17 protein-coding genes are annotated in these 22,250 nt (G+C 52.6%); 4 read left to right on the forward strand and 13 right to left on the reverse strand.

Annotation, left to right across the window (positions count from 1 at the left end):
- Positions 1 to 51 precede the first annotated feature (51 nt).
- The 3 genes from asnS (at position 52) to aspC (ending at position 4,502) form a co-directional block, all read left to right on the forward strand.
- A complete protein-coding gene (asnS, locus tag OGV80_RS17425; RefSeq protein WP_043015773.1) occupies positions 52 to 1,452 on the forward strand; it encodes an asparagine--tRNA ligase in 1,401 nt (466 codons plus the stop codon).
- A gap of 599 nt (positions 1,453 to 2,051) precedes the next feature.
- Entirely contained in the window at positions 2,052 to 3,128 is a 1,077-nt protein-coding gene (ompF, locus tag OGV80_RS17430; RefSeq protein ID WP_075144922.1) for a porin OmpF, read from the forward strand.
- 183 nt (positions 3,129 to 3,311) lie between these two features.
- A complete protein-coding gene (gene aspC, locus OGV80_RS17435; RefSeq protein ID WP_286515415.1) occupies positions 3,312 to 4,502 on the forward strand; it encodes an aspartate transaminase in 1,191 nt (396 codons plus the stop codon).
- Positions 4,503 to 4,554: 52 nt separating this feature from the next.
- On the opposite strand, the gene OGV80_RS17440 is transcribed toward aspC, so the two are convergent.
- The 7 genes from OGV80_RS17440 to cmoM all read right to left on the reverse strand — a co-directional run bounded on the left by OGV80_RS17440 (position 4,555) and on the right by cmoM (position 15,219).
- Positions 4,555 to 5,202, reverse strand: coding sequence for an MBL fold metallo-hydrolase (locus OGV80_RS17440; RefSeq protein ID WP_003035823.1), 648 nt, complete (start codon positions 5,200 to 5,202; stop codon positions 4,555 to 4,557).
- Between the two features lie 28 nt (positions 5,203 to 5,230).
- A complete protein-coding gene (mepK, locus tag OGV80_RS17445; protein WP_003831948.1) occupies positions 5,231 to 5,779 on the reverse strand; it encodes a peptidoglycan L,D-endopeptidase MepK in 549 nt (182 codons plus the stop codon).
- Between the two features lie 177 nt (positions 5,780 to 5,956).
- Positions 5,957 to 7,708, reverse strand: a complete 1,752-nt coding sequence (gene ldtD, locus OGV80_RS17450; protein ID WP_043015770.1) for a L,D-transpeptidase — start codon at positions 7,706 to 7,708, stop codon at positions 5,957 to 5,959.
- Positions 7,709 to 7,968: 260 nt separating this feature from the next.
- The gene (gene mukB, locus OGV80_RS17455; RefSeq protein WP_087052627.1) at positions 7,969 to 12,429 is read right to left on the reverse strand and encodes a chromosome partition protein MukB; all 4,461 of its coding nucleotides are present in this window, start codon (positions 12,427 to 12,429) and stop codon (positions 7,969 to 7,971) included.
- Positions 12,429 to 13,133 (reverse strand): chromosome partition protein MukE, encoded by a 705-nt coding sequence (mukE, locus tag OGV80_RS17460; RefSeq protein ID WP_016152457.1) that lies wholly within the window; start codon positions 13,131 to 13,133, stop codon positions 12,429 to 12,431. Before mukE ends, mukB begins: the two co-directional genes overlap by 1 nt.
- Positions 13,114 to 14,436, reverse strand: a complete 1,323-nt coding sequence (mukF, locus tag OGV80_RS17465; protein WP_043015768.1) for a chromosome partition protein MukF — start codon at positions 14,434 to 14,436, stop codon at positions 13,114 to 13,116. The genes mukE and mukF overlap by 20 nt, the downstream gene beginning before the upstream one ends.
- Before the next feature lie 3 nt (positions 14,437 to 14,439).
- Positions 14,440 to 15,219 (reverse strand): tRNA uridine 5-oxyacetic acid(34) methyltransferase CmoM, encoded by a 780-nt coding sequence (gene cmoM / locus OGV80_RS17470; RefSeq protein WP_087051463.1) that lies wholly within the window; start codon positions 15,217 to 15,219, stop codon positions 14,440 to 14,442.
- A gap of 135 nt (positions 15,220 to 15,354) precedes the next feature.
- On the opposite strand from cmoM, the gene elyC reads away from it, so the two are divergent.
- A complete protein-coding gene (gene elyC / locus OGV80_RS17475) occupies positions 15,355 to 16,119 on the forward strand; it encodes an envelope biogenesis factor ElyC (protein WP_047412313.1) in 765 nt (254 codons plus the stop codon).
- 93 nt (positions 16,120 to 16,212) lie between these two features.
- Here elyC and OGV80_RS17480 read toward each other — a convergent pair whose 3' ends face one another.
- From OGV80_RS17480 to msbA, 6 genes are all read right to left on the reverse strand, one after another.
- The gene (locus OGV80_RS17480; RefSeq protein ID WP_043015765.1) at positions 16,213 to 17,106 is read right to left on the reverse strand and encodes a YcbJ family phosphotransferase; all 894 of its coding nucleotides are present in this window, start codon (positions 17,104 to 17,106) and stop codon (positions 16,213 to 16,215) included.
- Positions 17,107 to 17,269: 163 nt separating this feature from the next.
- Positions 17,270 to 18,016 carry a 3-deoxy-manno-octulosonate cytidylyltransferase gene (gene kdsB / locus OGV80_RS17485; protein WP_043015764.1) on the reverse strand — a complete coding sequence of 249 codons (747 nt, stop codon included), beginning with the start codon at positions 18,014 to 18,016 and terminating at the stop codon, positions 17,270 to 17,272.
- Positions 18,013 to 18,195, reverse strand: coding sequence for a protein YcaR (gene ycaR, locus OGV80_RS17490; RefSeq protein WP_003035793.1), 183 nt, complete (start codon positions 18,193 to 18,195; stop codon positions 18,013 to 18,015). Before ycaR ends, kdsB begins: the two co-directional genes overlap by 4 nt.
- 51 nt (positions 18,196 to 18,246) lie before the next feature.
- A complete protein-coding gene (locus OGV80_RS17495) occupies positions 18,247 to 19,479 on the reverse strand; it encodes a winged helix-turn-helix domain-containing protein (protein WP_047412316.1) in 1,233 nt (410 codons plus the stop codon).
- A gap of 41 nt (positions 19,480 to 19,520) precedes the next feature.
- Positions 19,521 to 20,498, reverse strand: coding sequence for a tetraacyldisaccharide 4'-kinase (lpxK, locus tag OGV80_RS17500; RefSeq protein WP_087052626.1), 978 nt, complete (start codon positions 20,496 to 20,498; stop codon positions 19,521 to 19,523).
- On the reverse strand, positions 20,495 to 22,243 hold the full coding sequence (msbA, locus tag OGV80_RS17505; RefSeq protein WP_043015761.1) for a lipid A ABC transporter ATP-binding protein/permease MsbA: 1,749 nt from the start codon (positions 22,241 to 22,243) through the stop codon (positions 20,495 to 20,497). Before msbA ends, lpxK begins: the two co-directional genes overlap by 4 nt.
- Positions 22,244 to 22,250: the final 7 nt, after the last annotated feature.

Raw genomic sequence — 22,250 nt, forward strand, 5'->3', positions numbered from 1 at the left:
ATTACGGGTGGACATGTGTTTATATATCCGACTATTAACAGAGAGAATATTATGAGCGTTGTGCCTGTAGCCGACGTACTCCAGGGCCGCGTAGCCGTTGACAGCGAAGTCACCGTGCGCGGATGGGTGCGTACCCGCCGAGATTCAAAAGCTGGCATCTCCTTCCTCGCCGTTTATGACGGTTCCTGCTTTGATCCTGTACAGGCCGTCATCAATAATTCTCTGCCCAATTACAATCAGGACGTACTGCGCCTGACGACGGGTTGTTCAGTTATCGTAACGGGTAAAGTCGTTGCATCACCTGGACAAGGACAGAGCTTTGAAATTCAGGCCACTGAGGTTGAAGTAACGGGCTGGGTTGAAGATCCTGACACCTACCCAATGGCAGCTAAGCGTCACAGCATTGAGTATCTGCGTGAAGTGGCGCACATGCGTCCGCGTACCAACATGATTGGTGCAGTCGCGCGTGTACGCCATACGCTGGCGCAAGCTCTGCATCGTTTCTTCCACGAGCAGGGTTTCTTTTGGGTATCGACTCCGTTGATCACCGCTTCCGATACGGAAGGTGCCGGTGAAATGTTCCGAGTGTCTACGCTGGATCTGGAAAACCTGCCGCGTAACGATCAGGGCAAAGTCGACTTCGATAAAGACTTCTTTGGTAAAGAAGCCTTCCTGACCGTTTCTGGTCAGTTGAACGGCGAAACCTATGCCTGCGCCCTGTCCAAAATTTATACCTTTGGTCCGACGTTCCGTGCAGAAAACTCTAACACCAGCCGTCACCTGGCAGAGTTCTGGATGCTGGAGCCAGAAGTGGCTTTCGCCGACCTGAACGATGTTGCAGCTCTGGCTGAAGCGATGCTGAAGTACGCGTTTAAAGCCGTACTGGCAGAGCGTGCAGATGACATGAAATTCTTCGCTGAACGTGTCGACAAAGACGCGATTTCGCGCCTGGAACGTTTCATTGACGCAGACTTCGCTCAGGTGGATTACACCGACGCGGTTAGCATCCTGGAAAAATGCGGCAAACAGTTTGAAAACCCAGTTTACTGGGGTGTGGACTTGTCTTCTGAACACGAACGTTACCTTGCTGAAGAGCATTTTAAAGCGCCGGTGGTGGTTAAAAACTACCCGAAAGATATCAAAGCGTTTTATATGCGCCTTAACGAAGACGGTAAAACCGTTGCAGCAATGGACGTACTGGCTCCGGGAATCGGTGAAATCATCGGTGGTTCTCAGCGTGAAGAGCGTCTGGACGTACTGGATGCCCGTATGCTGGAGATGGGTCTGAACAAAGAAGATTACTGGTGGTATCGCGACCTGCGTCGCTACGGTACCGTGCCACATTCCGGCTTCGGTTTGGGCTTCGAGCGTCTGATCGCTTACGTTACCGGCGTACAGAACGTCCGTGATGTTATTCCGTTCCCGCGCACCCCGCGTAACGCTACGTTCTAAACCTGCATTTAGAGACAAAGGCCAGCATTGCTGGCCTTTTTTATAGCCACATCACATTTTGGGATCCCCCTCCCGCGTTAAACACAACCCTTCCTCTTCTCCCTTCCTGTTACGTAATATTTCACCGCAACACATTTGAACAAAAAATAATCAGTATTTTTATTGTGGATTAGCATTTTCTGACTAAATAGTACATTTTCTAACCATTTGCACGGCGCTCCGGACGTCCAAAAATAGCCATCTGTAAAACAGAAACTTCCTGTCAGATCAGAGAAAAATGGGGATTATCTAAATTAAACATAAGAAAATCATATAAATAGAAATAGAAGCGGTGATTTTTAGCGCAGAGACATCTGAAGTTTGAAGTTGTTCACAAAGTTGCACAAAAATAACATTTAGTTACACATTTTTTCTTTTTGAAACTAAATCTTTAGCTTTGTAGCACTTTGACGGTAGCGAAACGTTAGTTTGAATGGAAAGATGCCTGTCAGACACATAAAGACACCAAACTCTCATCAATAGTTCCGTAAATTTTTATTGACGGAATTTATTGGCGGCAGTGGCAGGTGTCATATAAAAACCGATGAGGGTAATAAATAATGATGAAGCGCAATATTCTGGCAGTGGTTATCCCTGCTCTGCTGGTAGCCGGGGCAGCTAACGCTGCAGAAGTTTATAACAAAGATGGCAACAAAGTAGACATCTACGGTAAAGCTGTGGGTCTGCACTATTTTTCCAAGCACAACGGTGATAACGCCTACGCGCCTAACGGCGATCAGACCTATGCCCGTCTTGGTTTCAAAGGGGAAACTCAGATTAACGACCAACTGACCGGTTACGGCCAGTGGGAATACCAGTTCAGCGGCAATAACGCAGAAGGCGGTGACGATGCCCAGAAAGGCAACAAAACCCGTCTGGCGTTTGCTGGTTTGAAATTTGGTGACGCAGGCTCCTTCGATTACGGTCGTAACTACGGCGTTGTATACGATGCTCTGGGTTACACCGATATGCTGCCAGAATTCGGTGGTGATACCGCTGCTTCTGACCAGTTCTTCTCCCAGCGTAACGGCGGTCTCGCAACCTACCGTAACTCTAACTTCTTCGGTCTGGTTGAAGGCCTGAACTTCGCTGTACAGTACCTGGGTAAAAACGAACGCTCTAGCAGCCCAACCCGTTCTAACGGCGACGGCGTTGGCGGTTCCGTAAGCTACGAAATGGATGGTTTCGGTATCGTCGGTGCTTACGGTGCAGCTGACCGTACCAACGCGCAAGAGCAGCTGGCCTATGGCCGCGGCGCGAAAGCTGAGCAGTGGGCGACCGGTGTTAAGTACGATGCGAACAACATTTACCTGGCAGCGAACTACAGCGAAACCCGTAACGCAACCCGTATCTCTAACGGTTATGCTAACAAAACTGAAGACGTGCTGTTGGTTGCTCAGTACCAGTTCGACTTCGGCCTGCGTCCGTCCCTCGCCTATACCAAATCTAAAGGTAAGGACATCGAAGGAATCGGCGACGTAGATCTGGTGAACTACTTCGAAGTGGGTGCGACTTACTACTTCAACAAAAACATGTCCACCTATGTTGATTACATCATCAACCAGATCGATTCTGACAACAAACTGGGCGTAGGCTCTGACGACACCGTTGCAGTGGGTATCGTTTACCAGTTCTAATAGCAGACCTCTTTGTTAAATGCCTAAAAAACAGGACTTCGGTCCTGTTTTTTTATCTCTGCTAGCGGATTCTTGCGTCTTAAAAAAACACCTCAGCTTTTCGTCAGTAACGGTTGGCATTTTGTAAATCTACCGTTAACCTGATAGCGGACTTCCCTTCTGTTATCACTATGGAACCTCGTCATGTTTGAGAACATTACTGCCGCTCCTGCCGACCCCATTTTGGGTCTGGCTGATTTGTTTCGTGCCGATGACCGCCCTGGAAAAATAAACCTGGGGATCGGTGTATATAAAGATGAGACAGGCAAAACGCCGGTACTGACCAGCGTTAAAAAAGCCGAGCAATATATACTGGAAAATGAAACCACCAAAAATTACCTTGGCATCGACGGTATTCCAGAGTTTGGTCGCTGCACTCAGGAATTACTGTTTGGTAAAGAGAGTTCGCTTATCAACGACAAACGCGCACGTACAGCTCAGACCCCTGGCGGCACTGGCGCATTGCGTGTGGCAGCTGATTTCCTGGCTAAAAACACCTCAGCTAAACGCGTATGGGTAAGCAATCCTAGCTGGCCAAACCATAAGAGTGTCTTTAACTCTGCCGGTCTGGAGGTTCGTGAATACAACTATTACGATGCGGCGAATCACTCATTAGATTTTGATGCGCTGCTGGCAAGCCTCAGCGAAGCGCAGGCTGGCGACGTGGTGTTATTCCACGGCTGCTGCCATAACCCAACCGGTATCGATCCTACGCTGGAGCAGTGGCAAACGCTGGCTCAGCTTTCTGTCGAAAAAGGTTGGTTGCCGCTGTTTGACTTCGCATACCAGGGCTTTGCCCGCGGTCTGGAAGAAGATGCAGAAGGTCTGCGCGCATTCGCAGCGCTGCACCAAGAGCTGATCGTCGCCAGTTCCTATTCCAAGAACTTTGGTCTGTACAATGAGCGCGTAGGTGCCTGTACGCTGGTGGCTGCCGATGCTGAAACCGTCGACCGTGCATTTAGCCAGATGAAATCCGCCATTCGTGCTAACTATTCCAACCCACCAGCACACGGCGCATCCGTAGTCGCCACAATTCTGAGCAACGACGCACTGCGCGCCATCTGGGAACAAGAGCTGACTGATATGCGCCAACGCATTCAGCGCATGCGTTTACTGTTCGTGAATACGCTGCAGGAGAAAGGTGCAAACCGCGACTTCAGCTTTATCATCAAACAGAACGGCATGTTCTCATTCAGCGGCCTGACCAAAGAGCAGGTTCTGCGCCTGCGTGAAGAGTTTGGTGTCTATGCCGTCGCTTCCGGACGCGTAAACGTGGCAGGGATGACGCCAGACAATATGGCGCCGCTGTGCGAAGCGATTGTCGCAGTACTGTAATCTATCGCGCACAAAAAAGGCCGCAATAGCGGCCTTTTTATTAATCTGTGTGTTACCAGACGGGCATTTCATCCTGCAGGAACGGGTTATGTAGCCGTTCGTTACCCAGCGTAGAAAGAGGGCCGTGACCCGGAATAAACGTCACGTCATCACCCAACGGCAACAGTTTACGTTTAATCGAATCAATCAATTGGCTGTGATCCCCGCGAGGAAAATCGCTGCGCCCTACGCCACCTTTGAAAATCACATCACCTGAAATCAGTAACTTTGATTGTTCATCAAAGAAGACCACATGTCCTGGCGTATGACCCGGACAATGCAGCACCTGTAACGTTACATTGCCCACGCTTACCCGGTCGCCTTCATTCAACCAGCGATCCGGCGTCAGCGGCTCACAATCGCCCAGGCCAAACATGCGACTCTGAGCAGGGAGTCCTTGTAGCCAGAACTCATCTTCTTTTTCCGGGCCAATAACTGGTACACCATAATGCTGTGCCAGTTCAGCCGCCGCGCCTACGTGATCAAGGTGACCATGGGTAAGCAGGATCTGCATAAGCGTCAGACCGCTGGCATCCACTTCCTGTTTGATTTTCTCGGCATCTCCGCCAGGATCGACCAGCGCGGCCAGACGAGTCTGCTCACACCAGATCAACGAGCAGTTCTGGGCGAATGCAGTGACCGGAATAATACGATAGTTCATACAGCTCCTGTTTCATTAAGCTTATGGATCACCAGTGCCGTGCAGGCCCGGTGTCGATATGCACAAAGTTACTGCTGGGGTAGTATCCTACACCACCTGCGCGCATAGATAACGCAGCTTTGCGAATATTGCTTAATGCGATGCCTTCGATATGGAAATCCATGGCCTGGCCTTTAGTGTGGTAGCTTTTCTTTGCCACACCGCGGCTGCGCGCACGGAGTTCGTTATTGGTATCGATAGAGCGATAGCCTGAGATAAGCTGTACGGGTTTACGCGTGCCCAGCAGGCCCTGCAGACGGAAGAGTTGATCAAACAGTCCCGGGTCAATGGATTTCACTTTATTGGCCCGAAAATCACGGAAAAAGTGGTTAAGTTTTGCTAATTCGTCCTGAATATAGCCCCTGCCATCAAAAAACTCTGCTTTTATTGACTCACCGGTATGCAGGTTATTCAGAGTCAATATACGCGGACGTGGGGTAGAGAGTGTGGCAAACGCAGGCGTAGGCAGGATGGCAGCGCCGAGGGCAATGCCACCAAGCGCCAGCAGTTTGCGGCGATTAGCGTCAAATTTGTCCATGGTATTAAGGTCTACAAGGTCAATGTTATCGTATGTATGCTCTAGCGCACGCAGGAAACCTTATCTGGCTAAGTAGTCCACGTCAAGGCTCCCAACCCCAGGAAATACGGGGCTTGCAGCCATTTCGCCCCGTTTCCAACATAACTTACGACAATCATTTTCCTCGAACTGCTTCATTTATCTGATTAATTGTTCGGCTTTTGACACAATTTGTGCACTGGATCGCGCTGTCAGATCGTAATTGTAAATATCTGTACGATACTGCGTACGACCATCCGGGCCAACAAATGCGGTCAGATAGTAGAGGTTGACCGGGATATTCTGGCGAATATTCACGTACCGCGTATCCCCTTGCTTCAGGGCATCCGAGATGCGTGTATCATTCCAGCCCGCATCCTGTAGCAGCATATTTGCCAGCTCAGAGGCCTTATTCACCCGCACGCAGCCGGAGCTTAATGCCCGCGTATCCTTCTGGAACAGATTGTGGTTCGGCGTGTCGTGCAGATAAATAGCGTCCGAACTCGGCATGTTGAATTTATAGCGTCCGAGCGAGTTACGCGCTCCCGGAGCCTGCTGGAAGCGGAACGGCAGATTGGAGGCAGTGATGGTAGCCCAGTCTACCTGCCACGGATCTATCGTCTCTTTGCTGTTCCAGCCGCGCATCACGGTATAACCGTGACGCTCAAGATACCCCGGATCATTCCAGACCTTAGGCAGGATATCTTTTCGGGCCAGCGTTGGCGGCACGTTCCACGGCGGGTTAACGACTACGTTATTCAGCGCGCTGCTCATCATTGGCGTTTTACGATCGGGACGCCCGACGATCACGCGCGAGGCCAGCACCTGATTGCCGTTCTGATAATAAACCAGCGAGTAGGCAGGAATGTTCACCATGATACCGGTAGACAACTCACCAGGCAGCAGGCGCAAGCGCTGAATATTTAATGCCAGCACCCCCGCACGCTGAGCCGGCGTCACGTTCAGCCAGTCACGCGTCGCAGGGCCAATCGCACCATCGGCTCCAAGCCCCTGCCACGTCTGAAAACGCTTTACCGCGTCAACAAGTTCACGATCGTAAGCGCTACGACCTTCTTTGGCAGCCGGACTGACAACGGATTCCAGCATCCCGGTGCGGCGTAAAATTTCACGCAGCGCAGGGATGTCGTTACTCCACTCTCCCGGGCGCAGCGTTGCGGTACTGGTTAACTGCGGCCAGGGGCGCGTATCGCCCACCAGCTTGAGCAGCGATTCATGCATTGCCGCATACTGTGGATGCTGAGGCGCCAGGTTGGCAATAAACGAAGTCAGTTGACCATTATCCAGCGCCACCTGCCACTGATTGATCACGGAAATTGGCGGGGTCGTCAGCGCATAGGGCTTATTACTATAGAGCCAGCGATTACCTTTGACGGGGATGTTGGCGATAAAGTGCAGATAGCCCATCATCGCATCAGAGAGGACGATGTCCCGCGCCTGGCCCGTAACTGCCGGATCAGTCAGAAGTGCGACCCAGGTAGTAAACTGCGGCTGAAAACCGGCAATCGCCACCTCGGCTAACTGTTGCTGAAAGGCTTTTACCGCATCACGATTTTCCCACATCGGTTTCATTTCGCGTGCGGCATACAGCAGTTCCAACTGGCTCATATACACCGGCGTATAGCCCGCTGGAAGTTGAGATTGTAGTTCAGCGCGGGCGTTATCAACTGACACACCCTCAGGCAGCGGTTGAATACCCGCCATGATAGCCGTCGCGGAAGATTGAACCTGCGGCTGTGATAACGCTGTTGGCTGTTCACTGACGGTCGCTGAGCTATCGCCAGGGATCATTTCAGGCTCATCGGCCTGCGCATTGAACAGTGGAGCGAATGTTACGGCCAGGCACAAACTGATTGCCGACAGCCGACGACCACACATTTTATTAAGCAACATCCCTTGCCCCCTGTTTTCTTTATCATACTTTGAGTAGCCAGGCCGTGTGTATTCCCCTTTTATTTTAACGGGGTCGGACCTGTAAAACGCCAATACAAGCTGAAGTATGACGAGCAAGCCTGTGACGCGTTAGGCTTACCTTTAGTATATAAACATGAAAAAGTTTTTGCCTAACCTAATGTAAAGAAGTCTAAAGAAATTACACCAGGTATTGAGAATTTTCGGAAAAAAAGAAGGCGGCCATTTAGCCGCCTTTTTGTTTAGCTTGCCTGCGAGGAAGCATCTTCGGTGCCAGGGAGCGGCTCAGGTAACTGAGGCGCAAACCCGCGCAGACCCACCACGTGAACGTGTTCGGTGTTCTGGAAGACTTTACGCACCAGTTTATAGGTAGTGCCTTTCTCTGGGCTGATGTTTTCCGGCGCGGCGATAATCAGCTGCATTTGCAGACGCTCGCACAGTTCAAACAGGGTCGCGATAGAGCGCGCATCGAGTCGCGCAGCTTCATCAAGGAACAGCAGACGGCAAGGAGAAATATCTTTCCCGCGTAATCTACGCCCTTCGTCTTCCCAGCTTTGTACAACCATCACCAGAATAGACATCCCGGTCCCGATCGCTTCACCCGTTGACAGCGCGCCAGATTCAGCTCGCAGCCAGCCGTCAGAGCCACGGTTAACCTCAACTTCCATTTCCAGATAGTTACGGTAATCCAGCAGCTCTTCACCAATGGTTTGCGGCGTACGTTGCCCCATATCAATTTGCGGATTCAGACGCTGATACAGCTTCGCCAGCGCTTCAGAGAAGGTCAGGCGATTACTGTTAAACAGATCCTGGTGCTGTTCATGCTGTTCGGAAAGTACGTCCAGCAAGGTAGCATGCGTCTCACGTACGTTGACGTTCAGACGAACGCTGTTTACCTGGCCAAACGACACGCTTTGCAGTCCCTGGTTCAGCATGCGAATACGGTTCTGTTCGCGCTGAATGGTCTTACGGATGATATTTGCCACGCTGCGAGAGCTGATCGCCAGCTTCTGTTCGCGGGAAGTCAATTCTTCCGTCAGACGGCTCAGCTCAATCTCCATCTGTTCGATGGCTTCAACCGGATCGTCGGTACGGATAATATCCTGGCGAATACGTTCACGCAGATGCTGGTAAACCGCGACAAAGAACTGAATTTTACGCTCTGGGCGTTTTGGATCTTCAGACATGCGCAGCACATCGCGCAGGTGTTCGTTATCCGCAACCGCCAGACGCAGCGCACCGAGCGCCTTATCCGACATCGAACGCAGTTCATCACCGGAAAGGTACGCCAGCTCACGACGGTGCAGGCGGCGTTCAACGCCGTTATCTTTCACCATCCGCATCACCGCACACCATCCAGCTTTTGCGGTAACCACCTGCTCGCGCATCTCAAAATAATCACGTTCCAGCTTGCGCAGCCTGCGGGTCAGGTTGTCCATCTCCGCTTCGCAGAAGGTCAGAGCTTTTTCCAGTTGGTTACGGCGTGCACGGTTATTGCTGAGCTGCGCATGTAGTTCATCACGACGAATACGCGCGCGCTCTTCGGCACCACTGTCCGCACGAACACCGATATCCTGCAGTTCACGTTGTAAATCGTTAAGCAGCTCTTTTTTGGTGTCATAGGAGCTTTTCAGCGACGCCATGACCTGGTTGTACTGGCTTAACTGTGCGGCGTGGCTGCGTAGCGCTTCACGGGCGCGAGTACGTTCCGCTTCCGCCTGTTCCAGGCGCTCACGCAGTTTTTCGTTCAGATCGCTGTTGCCGCTAAGCATTTCGGCAGAGTCGGAATAGCTGAAATGCGCCCGACGCTGCACCACTTCGGTCAGGGCAAAAGCCTGCTGACGCGCATCGCGCTGCATTTGCTGGGAATACGCGTAGTCTTCCTTCAGCTGTTCAAACTGCTCAGGGTCATTTTGCAGAACAGAAACGATAGGTTCCAGTTTGGCTAACTGATTGCCGTGCTGCTGCACAAAACGCGCCGCTTCCTGGGCTTCATCCAGACGCTCGCGAATTTCGTCCACGCGATCGGCCAGCGTGTCATCCGCCAGCAGATTCAAACGCGGCAGCAGGCGGTTAAGCGCTGATACTCCCTCTTTCGCCTGTTCAAACTGCATACGGCTTTGCTGGTTATCATTTTCATGATTGGTTAGCGCACGTTCCAGTTCAACGCGACGGCCATTCAGTTGGCGAATTTCCGCTTCAGGATCGTCTTCAAACGCCACCGACAGATGGCTGCCAATAAAGCGACTAAACGCCTGATGCAGACGCTGGGTTTTCTGGACGTCAAAGGAGAGCGTGGCGAAACGTTCAGACAGCCCTTCACGCTCGGCATGCAGGGTTTCGATACGGCTTTCGCGCGCTGCACGACCAAAAATCGGCACCGTCGGGAAGCGGGAATAACGCCACTGACGCTCGGCGGTTTTCACCACTACCGCTTTTTCCAGCTCATCGACGCTGAACACGCTGTCATCAAACGACTGCGGATCCCCTTCAATGAAATAGAGATCTTCCGGGCAATCCGTCAGCCCTTCAAGCTGTTCGGTAATCAGAGACAGATCCGGCACCACGATAGCATGACGCGAAGGTCCATACAGCGCTGAGAAGTACGGCGCATCTTCAAGGCTAACGTCGTCATAGATTTCTGACAGCAGCACGCCGCCGAAGCGTTCCGCGAGCGCGTTCAGGCGCTGATCTTCCGCCCCACCGGGCTGACTTAAACGTTCAATCTCTTCATCAACCGCAGTTTTGCGCGCGCCGACTTCATCACGCTCAACAATGGCTTCACGCTCGCGCTCCAGCAGTTGTTGCAGATACTCGGTTACGTCCTGGCTTGAGGTAAACTCTTCGCCGCACTGCTCGCTAAGCTGGTTCAGGCTATTTTGCGCGGCCAGCCAGACAGGCGCGCGTTTCATCAGATGCTGGATACGAGACTGAAGTTGCTCCTGCTCCTGGCGCAACGTCATACGCTGTTCGCTGGCAGAAGAAACGCTGTCCGACAAGGCGGCGATACGCGCTTCCAGCTCCTGATGCAGGGCTTCCAGCTCATCGATATCGAACTGTTTACCCTGACGTTTGCAGAATTCAGCCAGTAGACGCTCGGCGTCTTGTTGTTCGCGCAGACGCTGCTCCAGCTCGCTGAGTCGCATACGCAACGGCTGAACCTGTTCCGCCAGATGGCGCTGTTCAACACCTTCCCGTAGCAGTTCACGCGCCACACTCCAGGCCTCACCACGCGCCAGTGGGCCATTGATAGCCGCCACCAGCTGATAAGCCTGTTCGAACTGACTGTGCGCGGTTTGCGCCACGCTCATTTTTTGTTCCAGCGTCAGCAGTTTTTCAGTAGCTTCCTGCTCTTTGGCCTGGAAAGTTTCCAGCCATTCGGCAGCGCTGTCGGCGGTCAGATCCGGTAAGTGGCAAAGCTCTTTCGCCCGGTTCAGCGCCTGGATCGCCTGAGTATACTGGATGGCTCGCGTTTGCTGGACGTCCAGCGCCTGCTGGTAATCAGCAAGCTGGCTTTTCAGCTCATCCACTTCCAGTTCAGCGGCTTCTGCGCGGGCTTCGTTTTCATCCTGGCGGTCAACGGCTTCCGCAACCACCTCATTTTGTTCTTCAAGCCGGATCTGCAGTTCTTCAAGATCCGCTTCATAGCGTTCAATTTTTTCCTGCTGACGCAGCGCGGTTTGCACCAGATTAAGGTGATCGCTCGCGGCCTGGTAATCCGCTTCCAGATCGCCTTCCGCCCCGTTGTGCTCACCCAGCTCGCGCGCCATATCCACGTGCTTATACTGCTCTGCCGCCAGCTGTTTGCGTGAAGTATGCAGCTCACGACGGTATTCCAGCGCTTTATCGAGATGAATACGACGTTCGTTGGCGTGGCGCATATAATCCGCGGCCACATAGTTGGTCGCTTCGCTGATCAAATGCTTAAACAGGTCGCGGTCAGACTGGGTTACACGAATCGCTTCCAGCGTCATACGGTTTTCACGCAGCGCGGCTTCCATATCCTGGAACGCTTTACGTACGCCGCTATTTTCTGGTAGCAGGTAGTCACGCAGTGAACGGGTAATGGCGCTGGAGATCCCGCCGTACAGCGAGGCTTCAATCAGACGATAGAATTTACTACGGTCAGACGCGGAGCGCAGGCGGCGGGCAATGATGCCCAGATCGAACATCAGCGAGTGATAATCAGTTATTGAGTTGAACTGCTTAAACTGCACGCCTTCCATCTCATCAAGCTTCTCTTTCAGCTCAGAGAGGGACAGCACGCGCGCCTGGCGTTCATTCAGCGTTTCTGTCACCAGTTGGGTTGGCTGCACTGACATCGGCAGTCCCTGGATGGCAAACGGTTTGATATCCACTTTGCGATCGCGACCGGCAACCTGTTGCAGACGCACACCCACGACCACGCGCTGATGGCGCGAGTTGAGGACATCGAGCATTGAGTAACAGACACCCGCCTTCAGCTTACCGTGCAGGCCCTTGTCACGTGAACCGCTGGTTGCCCCGGCTTCGGTGGTGTTACGGAAATGCAGCAGCGTTAAGTCCGGGATGAGTGCCGTAACAAATGCCGCCATGGTGGTGGATTTACCCGCACCGTTACCACCGGACAGCGTGGTAACCAGTTCGTCAAGGTCGAACGTACGGGCAAAAAAACCATTCCAGTTAATCAGCGTAAGTGAGCGAAATTTACCCCGTTCAATCATTATTCTTCTTCTCCACTGTCCGGCTGATTCTCTTCAGGCTCGTCGTTGAGCTGCAGGCGGTTCTCGACCGGCATCGCTTCGCCATCACGAATTAAGCGACGCTGCGCTTCGCGCGGATCGTCACCGCTGCGCACGTCCGCGCCAAAGCGGAAAACGGATTCCGTAATCCGGAATTTGCTGCTGTCGTGGCCCATAAACCACACCATGCCTAAACGGCGCAGGCGGTTTAACGAAGAACGAACCTTTTCCTGGAGCTTCTGACGATCAACGTCTGAACCGGTTGAACGGTTGTTCACCAGCTTCAGCAGCTTCGCTTCATCAGCCAGCGTTAGCAGTTCGTCGTAAAGCTCTTGCTGAGTAAAAATCCCTTCGTTCGCCAGGCGTTCCGGGCTTAGATAGAGATAGCAAAGAATTTTACCGACCATCATGTCCAGTTCAGACAGGACCGAACGGGGAATGAGCGTCGTTGAACGCGGGCGAAGGTAGAAGAACCCTTCCGGCGCACGGATCAATTCCACGTTATAGCGGCTGTAAAACTCTTCAAAATATTCCTGAAAATCCATCAGGAAGGCATGATTATCCAGTTCATCCAGACCGATGTGACGGCCCGAACGTAAGGCGCTATCCAGCGCCGGAAATAACGGATTCGCCAGCGCCTGCGCCAGCTTTACCGGCATCACTTGTTCAATATTTGTCAATGACATGCGCCTGTACCTTGGCTCCGTAATCATTAATCGGCTGCCATTTGGCTGGCAGTCCGGTGAAATCTGCTTGCGCTACGCCAAGGCGTACCGCCTGATCGATAACAATACGCGCGACGTCGAAATGACGCGCACGTGGGTATTGCGCCAGATACTCGCGCACTACCAAACCGAGATCCAGTGGTGTTTGTCTGGATTTGTAGATAGCCAACTGTTCTTCGATGATCGCCGCCAGTTGTTCACGGATCTCGTTAAATTCTTCATATTCCAGATCTGCCGGAAGCTCACCGGTGACCTCTTCGTCACGCAGCACCATCTCCTCGTCACGCATATCCAGCAGACGATCGGCGTTGGCATAGGTCAGCGCCCACGGTTCGTCAAAATAGGTCTGCACGGACTGACGCAGACGCTGGGCAAAGACACGGTTTTTATCCATATCGATCGCGGTACGGATAAACTTATGCACGTGACGATCGTAGCCGATCCACAAATCAATAGACTGCTGACCCCAACTGATAATACGGTCAAGCTTGCTTTGTAAGTCAAATACCAGCCGATCGACGAAATGTAAATCGTCATGCGTCATCGTAGCGTCCTGGATGCGTAACAGGTTAGCCTGCAGCTTATCCCCCGCCGCTTCCAGCGTATCCTGCAGTTCACGCAGCGTACCAGACGTTTCAGAAAGCAGCAGTTCACAGCTGGAAATAGCCGCCCGCCAGTCTTTATTCAGCAGTTGCGCAATATCGTCTTTTACCTGCTGCTGCTGTTCATCCATGATGCGCTGGGTCAGATCAATACTGTCGAAAATCTCCGCCACCGAGTATTTCAATGGCGCATAGACGTTGCGATGCCAGTGGAACTCATCGCCGCCTTCCGCTGCCGCATCCGCCGCGCGTTTCAGTTCACCTGCAACAATCGACAACTGCATCGAAAGACGCAGCGTAGAGAATTCACGCTGACGAATATAGTAATCCGTGATGCCAATTCCCAATGGCGTTAAACGGTAAATGGCGTTGCCTTCCGCCTGCTCGCTGGTAAAGCGGTTCAGCAGACGTTGACGTACCATATCGTTGATCGCGTTGTTGGCGCGTACGCCGATGGTTTCGCTGGTTTGCTCAAACGCATCACTCACATGGCGGAACGCATCCACCAGTTCACCTTCACTCATCTCGCCGTCGAGTCGCTCACCGTTTAGTGTGGCAACCGCCAGCAGGAACGAAAGTCTGTCTACCGGCAGAGAGATGGAGAAGTCATTTTTTCTGGCCCAGGCAACCAGTTCGGGGACTGTCTGGGAAAATTCACTCATAAATTATCCTTGCATCTGCGGTTTGCGCGCGGTGACATGAATATAACGTCCAAGGCTGATAAACGGCTCCTGGCGACAATAGCGCGTTTCTATTTCTGTTAAAGCGTCAAAACAGTCATGCTGTTTTTGTTTATCACGCAGATAATCATGAAACACCCTCACGCCCGTTTTACCGGTTATCTCCCAGCCAATCTCCTCCAGCCAGCCATAGACCTGCTGAGGGTCGCGCGGAAAATCGGGAGACAACGTGCGCCGTTTCTTTTTATACATTCCCTGCTGTACATAGCCGAAATTACCGACCAACACATTACGCATCAACAGACCGTTTGCATTGTAGAACATCAGCGATAAAGCACCGCCCGGGCGTAACATCGACCACAGTGTTTTTAAGACGGCTTGCGGGTCGGCCACCCATTCCAGCACAGCATGAAACAATATCAGATCAACCTGAGAATCCAAATGCTGTGGGATGTCCTGAGCGGCACAATGTATAAAATGCATGTTGTCGCTCACACCTTGCTCTTTTGCCGCCCGCTGCGCTCGCGCCACCATCTCAGCAGAAAGATCGCACAAGGTAACGTGATGGCCCCGCTGCGCCATCAGAATAGCTGTCTGCCCTTCTCCGCCACCCGCATCAAGCACATGCAATGTTTGACCCGCGTAGCCGACAAGAAGTTTGTCCAGATCCTGCCAGAGGATCGTCTGACGAAGCTGACCTTTGGTGGTGCCGTAAATGTTACGGGAAAACTTCTCTGCAATGTCATCAAAATTGCGGTCCCGCATCGGGCTCTCCACATACTGGCTTTAGGGTGACTAAGTAAAACCGCTATTTTGTCACACCCACGCCGAGAATGAACCTTCCTGGTGTAATATCCCTGCAGATCCCCTGCTGTATGGTTAAAAAAGGAACCAAAAAGAATGCTTTTTACGCTGAAGAAAGTGATTGGCGGTATGATGCTGCCGCTTCCGTTGATGCTGCTTGTGATGGGCATCGGCCTGGCGCTGGTCTGGTTCAGCCGCTTTCAGAAAACGGGGAAAGTGTGTATTAGCCTGAGTTGGCTGGCGCTGTTACTTCTTAGCTTACAACCCGTCGCCGACAGTCTGCTGAAACCAATTGAGGACAGTTATCCAACATGGCAGGATACGCAAAAAGTGGAATACATTGTAGTGCTGGGCGGAGGGTATACCTGGAACCCGCAGTGGGCGCCAAGTTCTAACCTGATCAACAACAGCCTTCCGCGTCTGAATGAAGGTATTCGCCTCTGGCGTGCTAACCCGGGATCGAAGCTTATCTTTACCGGTGCTGCGGCAAAGAGCAATAACGTCAGTACTGCAGAAGCGGGAGCCCGCGTAGCGCAGTCGCTGGGGGTACCAGTCGATGACATCATCACCCTGGATCAACCCAAAGATACCGAAGAAGAAGCCGCAGCGGTAAAGCAGGCCATCGGCAACGCGCCGTTCCTGCTGGTAACCTCTGCCTCGCACTTGCCGCGTGCCATGATTTTCTTCCAGCAGGCCGGGCTACATCCGCTGCCAGCACCGGCCAATCAGTTAGCGATTGATTCACCGCTTAATCCGTGGGAGCGCGCAATTCCTTCACCTGTCTGGCTAATGCATAGCGATCGTGTGGGTTATGAAACCCTGGGACGCATCTGGCAGTGGCTAAAAGGATCGGAACATTGATAGCATTTTTGCCTGATGGGGACGCTGACGCGTCTTATCAGGCCTACGTGTTCAGCGCAAAATTGTAGGCCACGTAAGATGTTCACGTGTTCATCAGGCGAGCCACGGCAGCAATGATTTTGTCGCCAGGTCAAAGTTGGAGCGATTAAAACGTCCGGTGTTGACCAGTTGCGCGACCTCATCCCATAACACGTACAACCAGCGCCGCCAGATAAATGACTCCGCCACTGGCGCGCGTTGCAGGTACTGCCAAAGCAGGCTTTCGGCCAGCGCATTATCCATCAGGCGAAACAGTTCATATTCTCTTGGCGCCCACAGCATCAACCCCGGTCCCACCATCGCCAGAAGCTGATCGCTGCGGGCGTCTTTGAGCATGCTACGTAAACTGAAATTACCGTGGATCAGCACACAATTATCATTGAACCCTTCAAATAAGGCGGGCAAACACTCACGGGTGCGAAACAGGATCCGCTTATCCTGCATCGTCAGCCCGGTATTGTTGAACTGATTTAGCGTAGTCCACAGCACCTCAACGCGCTGACGATACCAGGATGGCCAGATATTCTCTTGCGTGTTATCCACCATTCCCACGCAGCCACGGCTATCCTGCCGATGCCATGACAGCAGACCTTCTACTATCTGATCTTTCAAATGTTCCCAGCGTTCAGGCGTTCGGGCTGGCGCTTCCACTGGTACGCCGCGTAGACGCTCAAGCAGCAGCACATCAGGACCGGGATGCTCCTCGTGCGTTAAGACCCCATAAATGACGGGCATTCGAACCGTACCACTGCGCGCCAGCATGGAGGTTTTCCATGCCAGCTGCTGCGCCATACCCGGCGTGGTGAAACTCCTCGCCATCAGCGGCATCGGATTTCCCTGGCTGTCATACAGCGACCACAGGGCCGTATCCGCTTTTTCATTCACGCATTCTATACGACTGAGTTTTTCACCCAACAGATGGCTGAGTTCGGCACGCAACTGTTCCATTTCAGATTGCCCTCATAAATGCTACTGCTTTCATAATGAGCGTCGTGCAGACAGATGTCACCCGGATGAGATCAATTGATGAAAAGAAAAGTGGGGGGAAAGCGTAACGATACGACACTCCTCCCAAAAATTCGCGTTACCAGGGGGAGTGTCGTGAGAAAAACTAACGCATTTCGGCGCGAACGCGCTCAAGATCTTCGGCAGTGTCTACGCCGGTACCGGGTACTTCTTTGGCGACGGCAACGTGAATTTTTTCGCCGTACCACAGCACACGTAGCTGCTCCAGCATTTCAATATGCTCAAGCGGGCTGGGCTGCCAGTTAACATAGCGGCGGATAAAACCGGCGCGATAGCCGTAAATACCCAGATGGCGCAGGAAGGTGTCACCCACCGTTTCCAGGCTCCTGGCAAAACGATCGCGATCCCACGGGATGGTCGCGCGTGAAAAATAGAGCGCATACCCTTCGGCGTCCAGAACGACTTTTACCGCATTCGGGTTAAATGCCTCTTCCGCACTGTGAATCGGGGCCGCAAGTGTCGCCATACCGACCTGGCGCTGCGCCAGATTCTCTGCGACCTGGCGAATAATGACCGCCGGGATCATCGGCTCATCACCCTGTACGTTCACAATAACGGTATCATCGCTAAAACCACATTTCTCAACGACTTCCGCCAGACGCTCCGTACCGGACTGGTGATCGGCGCGAGTCATGCATACTTCGCCACCCACCGCTTCTACCGCGCGAGCGACATCTTCGTGATCGGTCGCAACGATAATACGTTCAGCGCCAGATTCACGCGCACGCTCCAGAACATGCACGATCATCGGCTTGCCGTTGATATCCAACAGCGGCTTGCCCGGCAAACGTGTGGACGCATATCGCGCAGGAATAATGACCACAAAACTCATGATTTACTCTCATCAGCAGTCAGAACGCGGGCTTCAGTTTCCAGTAAAACGGGAATACCATCACGCAGTGGGAAAGCAAGGTTATCCAGTTTACAAATCAGTTCCTGTTTTTCCTGGTTAAACCAGAGTTTGCCATTGCATACCGGGCAGGCAATGATTTCAAGCAGACGATGATCCATAGTTCCTCCAGATGGACCGGATTGTGAATCCGTAAATATTAACATAATCGCTTAAAGGGCTGGGTCTATTTCCCAACCATGGCGTACATCAGCAAATAAACCTTCAGGATAGCGTCCCAGCGTCACGCGTGTTGCCTGCTGCCAGCGGGCAAAATCATCAATCGCCTGAAACAATCCTTTTTGCAGAGTAACCCCAGGTTTGACGCCATCCTGTAACCACAATGAAATCACATCCAGCACGCCCGTTTTGCGGTGCATTTTGGCATCCATCCGCCCAACTAATTGCCCGCGATGCAGCAACGGCAGGACGAAATAACCATACTGACGTTTCGGCGCCGGTGTATAACATTCCAGCCGGTAGCTAAAATCGAATAGCTGTTCTGCCCGTTTACGATCCCAAACCACCGGATCAAAGGGCGATAATACTGCGCTATGGGTCGCCGTTAATTTACCCGCCAGCGCCTGCTCCAGCAGCGGCTGAAAGTGACTGTGCAGCCACAGGGTTCCCAGCCCTTCGACGTCGACAGGAATAATTTGTTGCTGCTGCGCGCGCACGTTACACCAGTTTTTTAGCGCCGGGCGCTTGAGACGGTAGTAGTCTGCCAGCCACTGTTCGCGAAAAATCCCCAGGCTACGGGCGCTGTTATCCAGCATGGCGCTTTCAGCATCCTCCTGCGAAAGCAGGTCGCGTTCATCATCCCAGTGCGGCATGACGCGATGGGTTAGATCATACACTCGCTGGAAATTACGCCTTTCCACCACCATGACTTTCCCGGCAGTGAACAGCCCTTCAAGATGACGCTTATGCGGCTTCCATTCCCACCAGCCGCTGGCCCCCTTGCGCGGATGCTCAAAATCGGCAGAGCGTACTGGTCCGTTATGTTGGATGTGCTGGAGCAGTTGCTCAATTTCATGCGCATGTTCTTTCATCCATGCCGCTTTATATTTCCAGCCCATTTTCTCCGGGGCCAGCATGCGGTGGCGTATCAGCATAAAGTCGCTGCGCGGCAAAAAGCAGGCCTCGTGCGCCCAGTATTCCATCAATGCGCCCTGCTGCAATGCGTCATCCAGCCACTGGGGGGAATAATCGCCCAAACGACTAAACAGCACCAGGTAAGGGCTGCGCGCCACAATATTGATGGTATCGATTTGCAGTAACGACATGCGAGAAATGGTGGTAAGAATATCTGCTGGGGTTGCCCGACGGCGTGTTTTTTTCAGCAGCCCTTGAGCGGCAAGGTGAAGATGACGGGCATCCGTCAAAGAAAGACGCGGCAACGACATTTATGGCCTCATAAATGATTCGCTGCCGCAGCGTGAATCAGTTAGCGAGTCAGCGAGATTAAGTTATCCAACAACACATCAGGCCGATCGCCTGACAAATGAGCGTCAACAGGTAAATACCACCAGTTTTCATCGGCAAATGCCCGGCACTTAACCGCATCTTTTTCCGTCATTACCAGCGTTTGTCCGGCGTCTACAAACGCACTGACGTCACTGTAGGTCAGAGACTGATGGTCTGCCAGCGCAATGCTTTTTTGTATGCTGGCACCACACGCTTGCAGCGTGGCAAAATAACGCGGTGGGTGGCCAATGCCCGCCATGGCGACAATATTGGTCAACTGCGCCACATCGCGGCGTTCACCCGTGCGTAAATTAACGGCCAGCCCCGGTTCAAGTCGCATAGGGATTTCCCCTGGCTGCGCAACGCCACCGTTAACGATAGTCGCATCAACCGATTTAAGCCGACCTGCGCGCTCCCGCATAGGACCAGCGGGAAGCCACCAGCCATTGCCAAACCGACGTTCGCCATCAATAACCACGATTTCAACATCTCGCGCCAGACGATAGTGCTGTAGACCATCGTCTGTCACAATAATCTGCACGTCATGTTGGGCCAAAATGGCTTTTACCGCATCCGATCTTACCGGGGATACCGCCACCGGCACGCCGGTACGTTGGGCGATCAGCACCGGTTCATCGCCCGCTTCTGCGGTAGTAGTATCAGCGGTCAGCAACAGCGGATAAGCAGGCGCTTTCCCGCCATAACCACGCGACACCACGCCCACGCGGATCCCACGTTGCCGTAGTTGTTCAACCAGCCAAATCACCACCGGTGTTTTGCCATTGCCGCCGGCGGTAAGGTTTCCGACCACCACAACCGGTACTGGCGCACGCCACGCGCGTTTAATCCCAAGCTTGTAGCATAAACGGATCCCGCCACTCACCAGGCCATACAACCAGGAGAGTGGGAGTAACAGTCGCCACAGCGGCGACTCACCAGACCAGATTCGAGCGATCATTGACCGAATTGCATTTTGTGTAATTGCGCATACACCCCACGCTGCTCAATAAGCTCGCTATGGGTTCCGCGCTCAACAATAATACCGTCTTCCACCACGATGATTTCATCCGCCTGTTCAATGGTAGAAAGGCGGTGGGCAATCACCAGAGAAGTACGGTTTTTCTGTAACTCATCCAGAGCAGCCTGAATCGCGCGTTCAGATTCGGTATCGAGTGCCGACGTTGCTTCATCAAGGATCAGAATCGGACTGTCACGCAACAAGGCGCGCGCGATAGCGATACGCTGGCGCTGACCACCGGAAAGCAGGACGCCGTTTTCGCCAATCACCGTATCGAGGCCATTGTCCATCTTATTGATGAAATCCATGGCGTAGGCCATTTGCGCCGCTTTTTCGATCTGCTCGCGGCTGTACAAATCGGTACGCGCATAGGCGATGTTGTTGGCAACCGTATCGTTAAACAGGTGCACATTCTGCGAAACCAATGCAACCTGATCGCGCAGGGATGCCAGGGTATATTCGCGTAGATCGTGTCCGTCCATCAGGATCTGCCCTTCATCAATATCGTAGAAGCGCGTAATCAGGCTGGCGATGGTGGATTTACCTGACCCCGAACGCCCAACCAAAGCAACGGTTTTGCCCGCTGGAATGTTCAGGTTGATGTTGCGCAGCGCAGGCACTTCACGTCCTGGATAGGTGAAAGTCACGTTGCGGAACTCAAGATTACCGGTAGCACGTTCGATTACGCGTGTACCTTCGTCTTTTTCCTGCTCGCTATCCAGAATCGTAAATAAGGTCTGGCATGCCGCCATACCGCGCTGGAACTGCGCGTTGACGTTGGTCAGCGATTTCAATGGACGCATCAGCGCGATCATTGACGAGAAGACAACCGTAATTGTCCCTGCTGTCAGGTTTTCCATCACGCTTGGGAAGCTGGCTGCATACAACACGAAGGCCAGCGCCAGAGACGCGATCAGCTGGATGATAGGATCGGAGATAGAAGAGGCAGAAACCATCTTCATGCCCTGCAAGCGCATCTTGTTGCTGACTTTATCGAAGCGCTTGGTTTCGACTTCCTGACCACCAAAAATCAGAACTTCTTTGTGCCCTTTTAGCATCTGCTCCGCACTGGTCGTAACCTGCCCCATGGTGTTTTGCATGTTTTTACTGATGCTACGAAAGCGCTTAGAAACTATACGAATAGCCACTGAAACAATTGGCGCCAGTACAATCAGGATCAACGACAGTTGCCAGCTGTAATAAAACATCATGATAAACAGGCCAATAATTGAAGCCCCTTCACGTACCACGGTGATCAGCGCGCCGGAAGACGAGGACGCTACCTGCTCTGAATCATAGGTAATACGTGACAGCAGCGTACCTGTAGACTGCTTATCAAAAAAGGAGACCGGCATACCCATCATATGACCAAACAAGCGGCGACGCATGGTCATGACCACTTTGCCTGACACCCATGAGATGCAGTAACTAGAAACATAGCTGGTAAAGCCGCGGAGAACCATTAGTCCAATGACCACCAGCGGCATCCACAGCAGCACCGAGCGATCCGTTTTACCAAAACCATCATCCAGTAATGGCTTAAGGAGCGATAGCATGAAGGTATCGCTGGCCGCGTTAAGTATTAACGCTATACCCGCCACGATCAGACCCGATTTAAAAGGCGCTATGGTTGGCCATAGTCGGCGAAACGTCTGCCACGTAGAGAGATCTTTATCGTTATGCATTCAAAAA

The organism is Citrobacter sp. Ce119 (genome assembly GCF_030334525.1).
Lineage (GTDB): Bacteria > Pseudomonadota > Gammaproteobacteria > Enterobacterales > Enterobacteriaceae > Citrobacter > Citrobacter europaeus.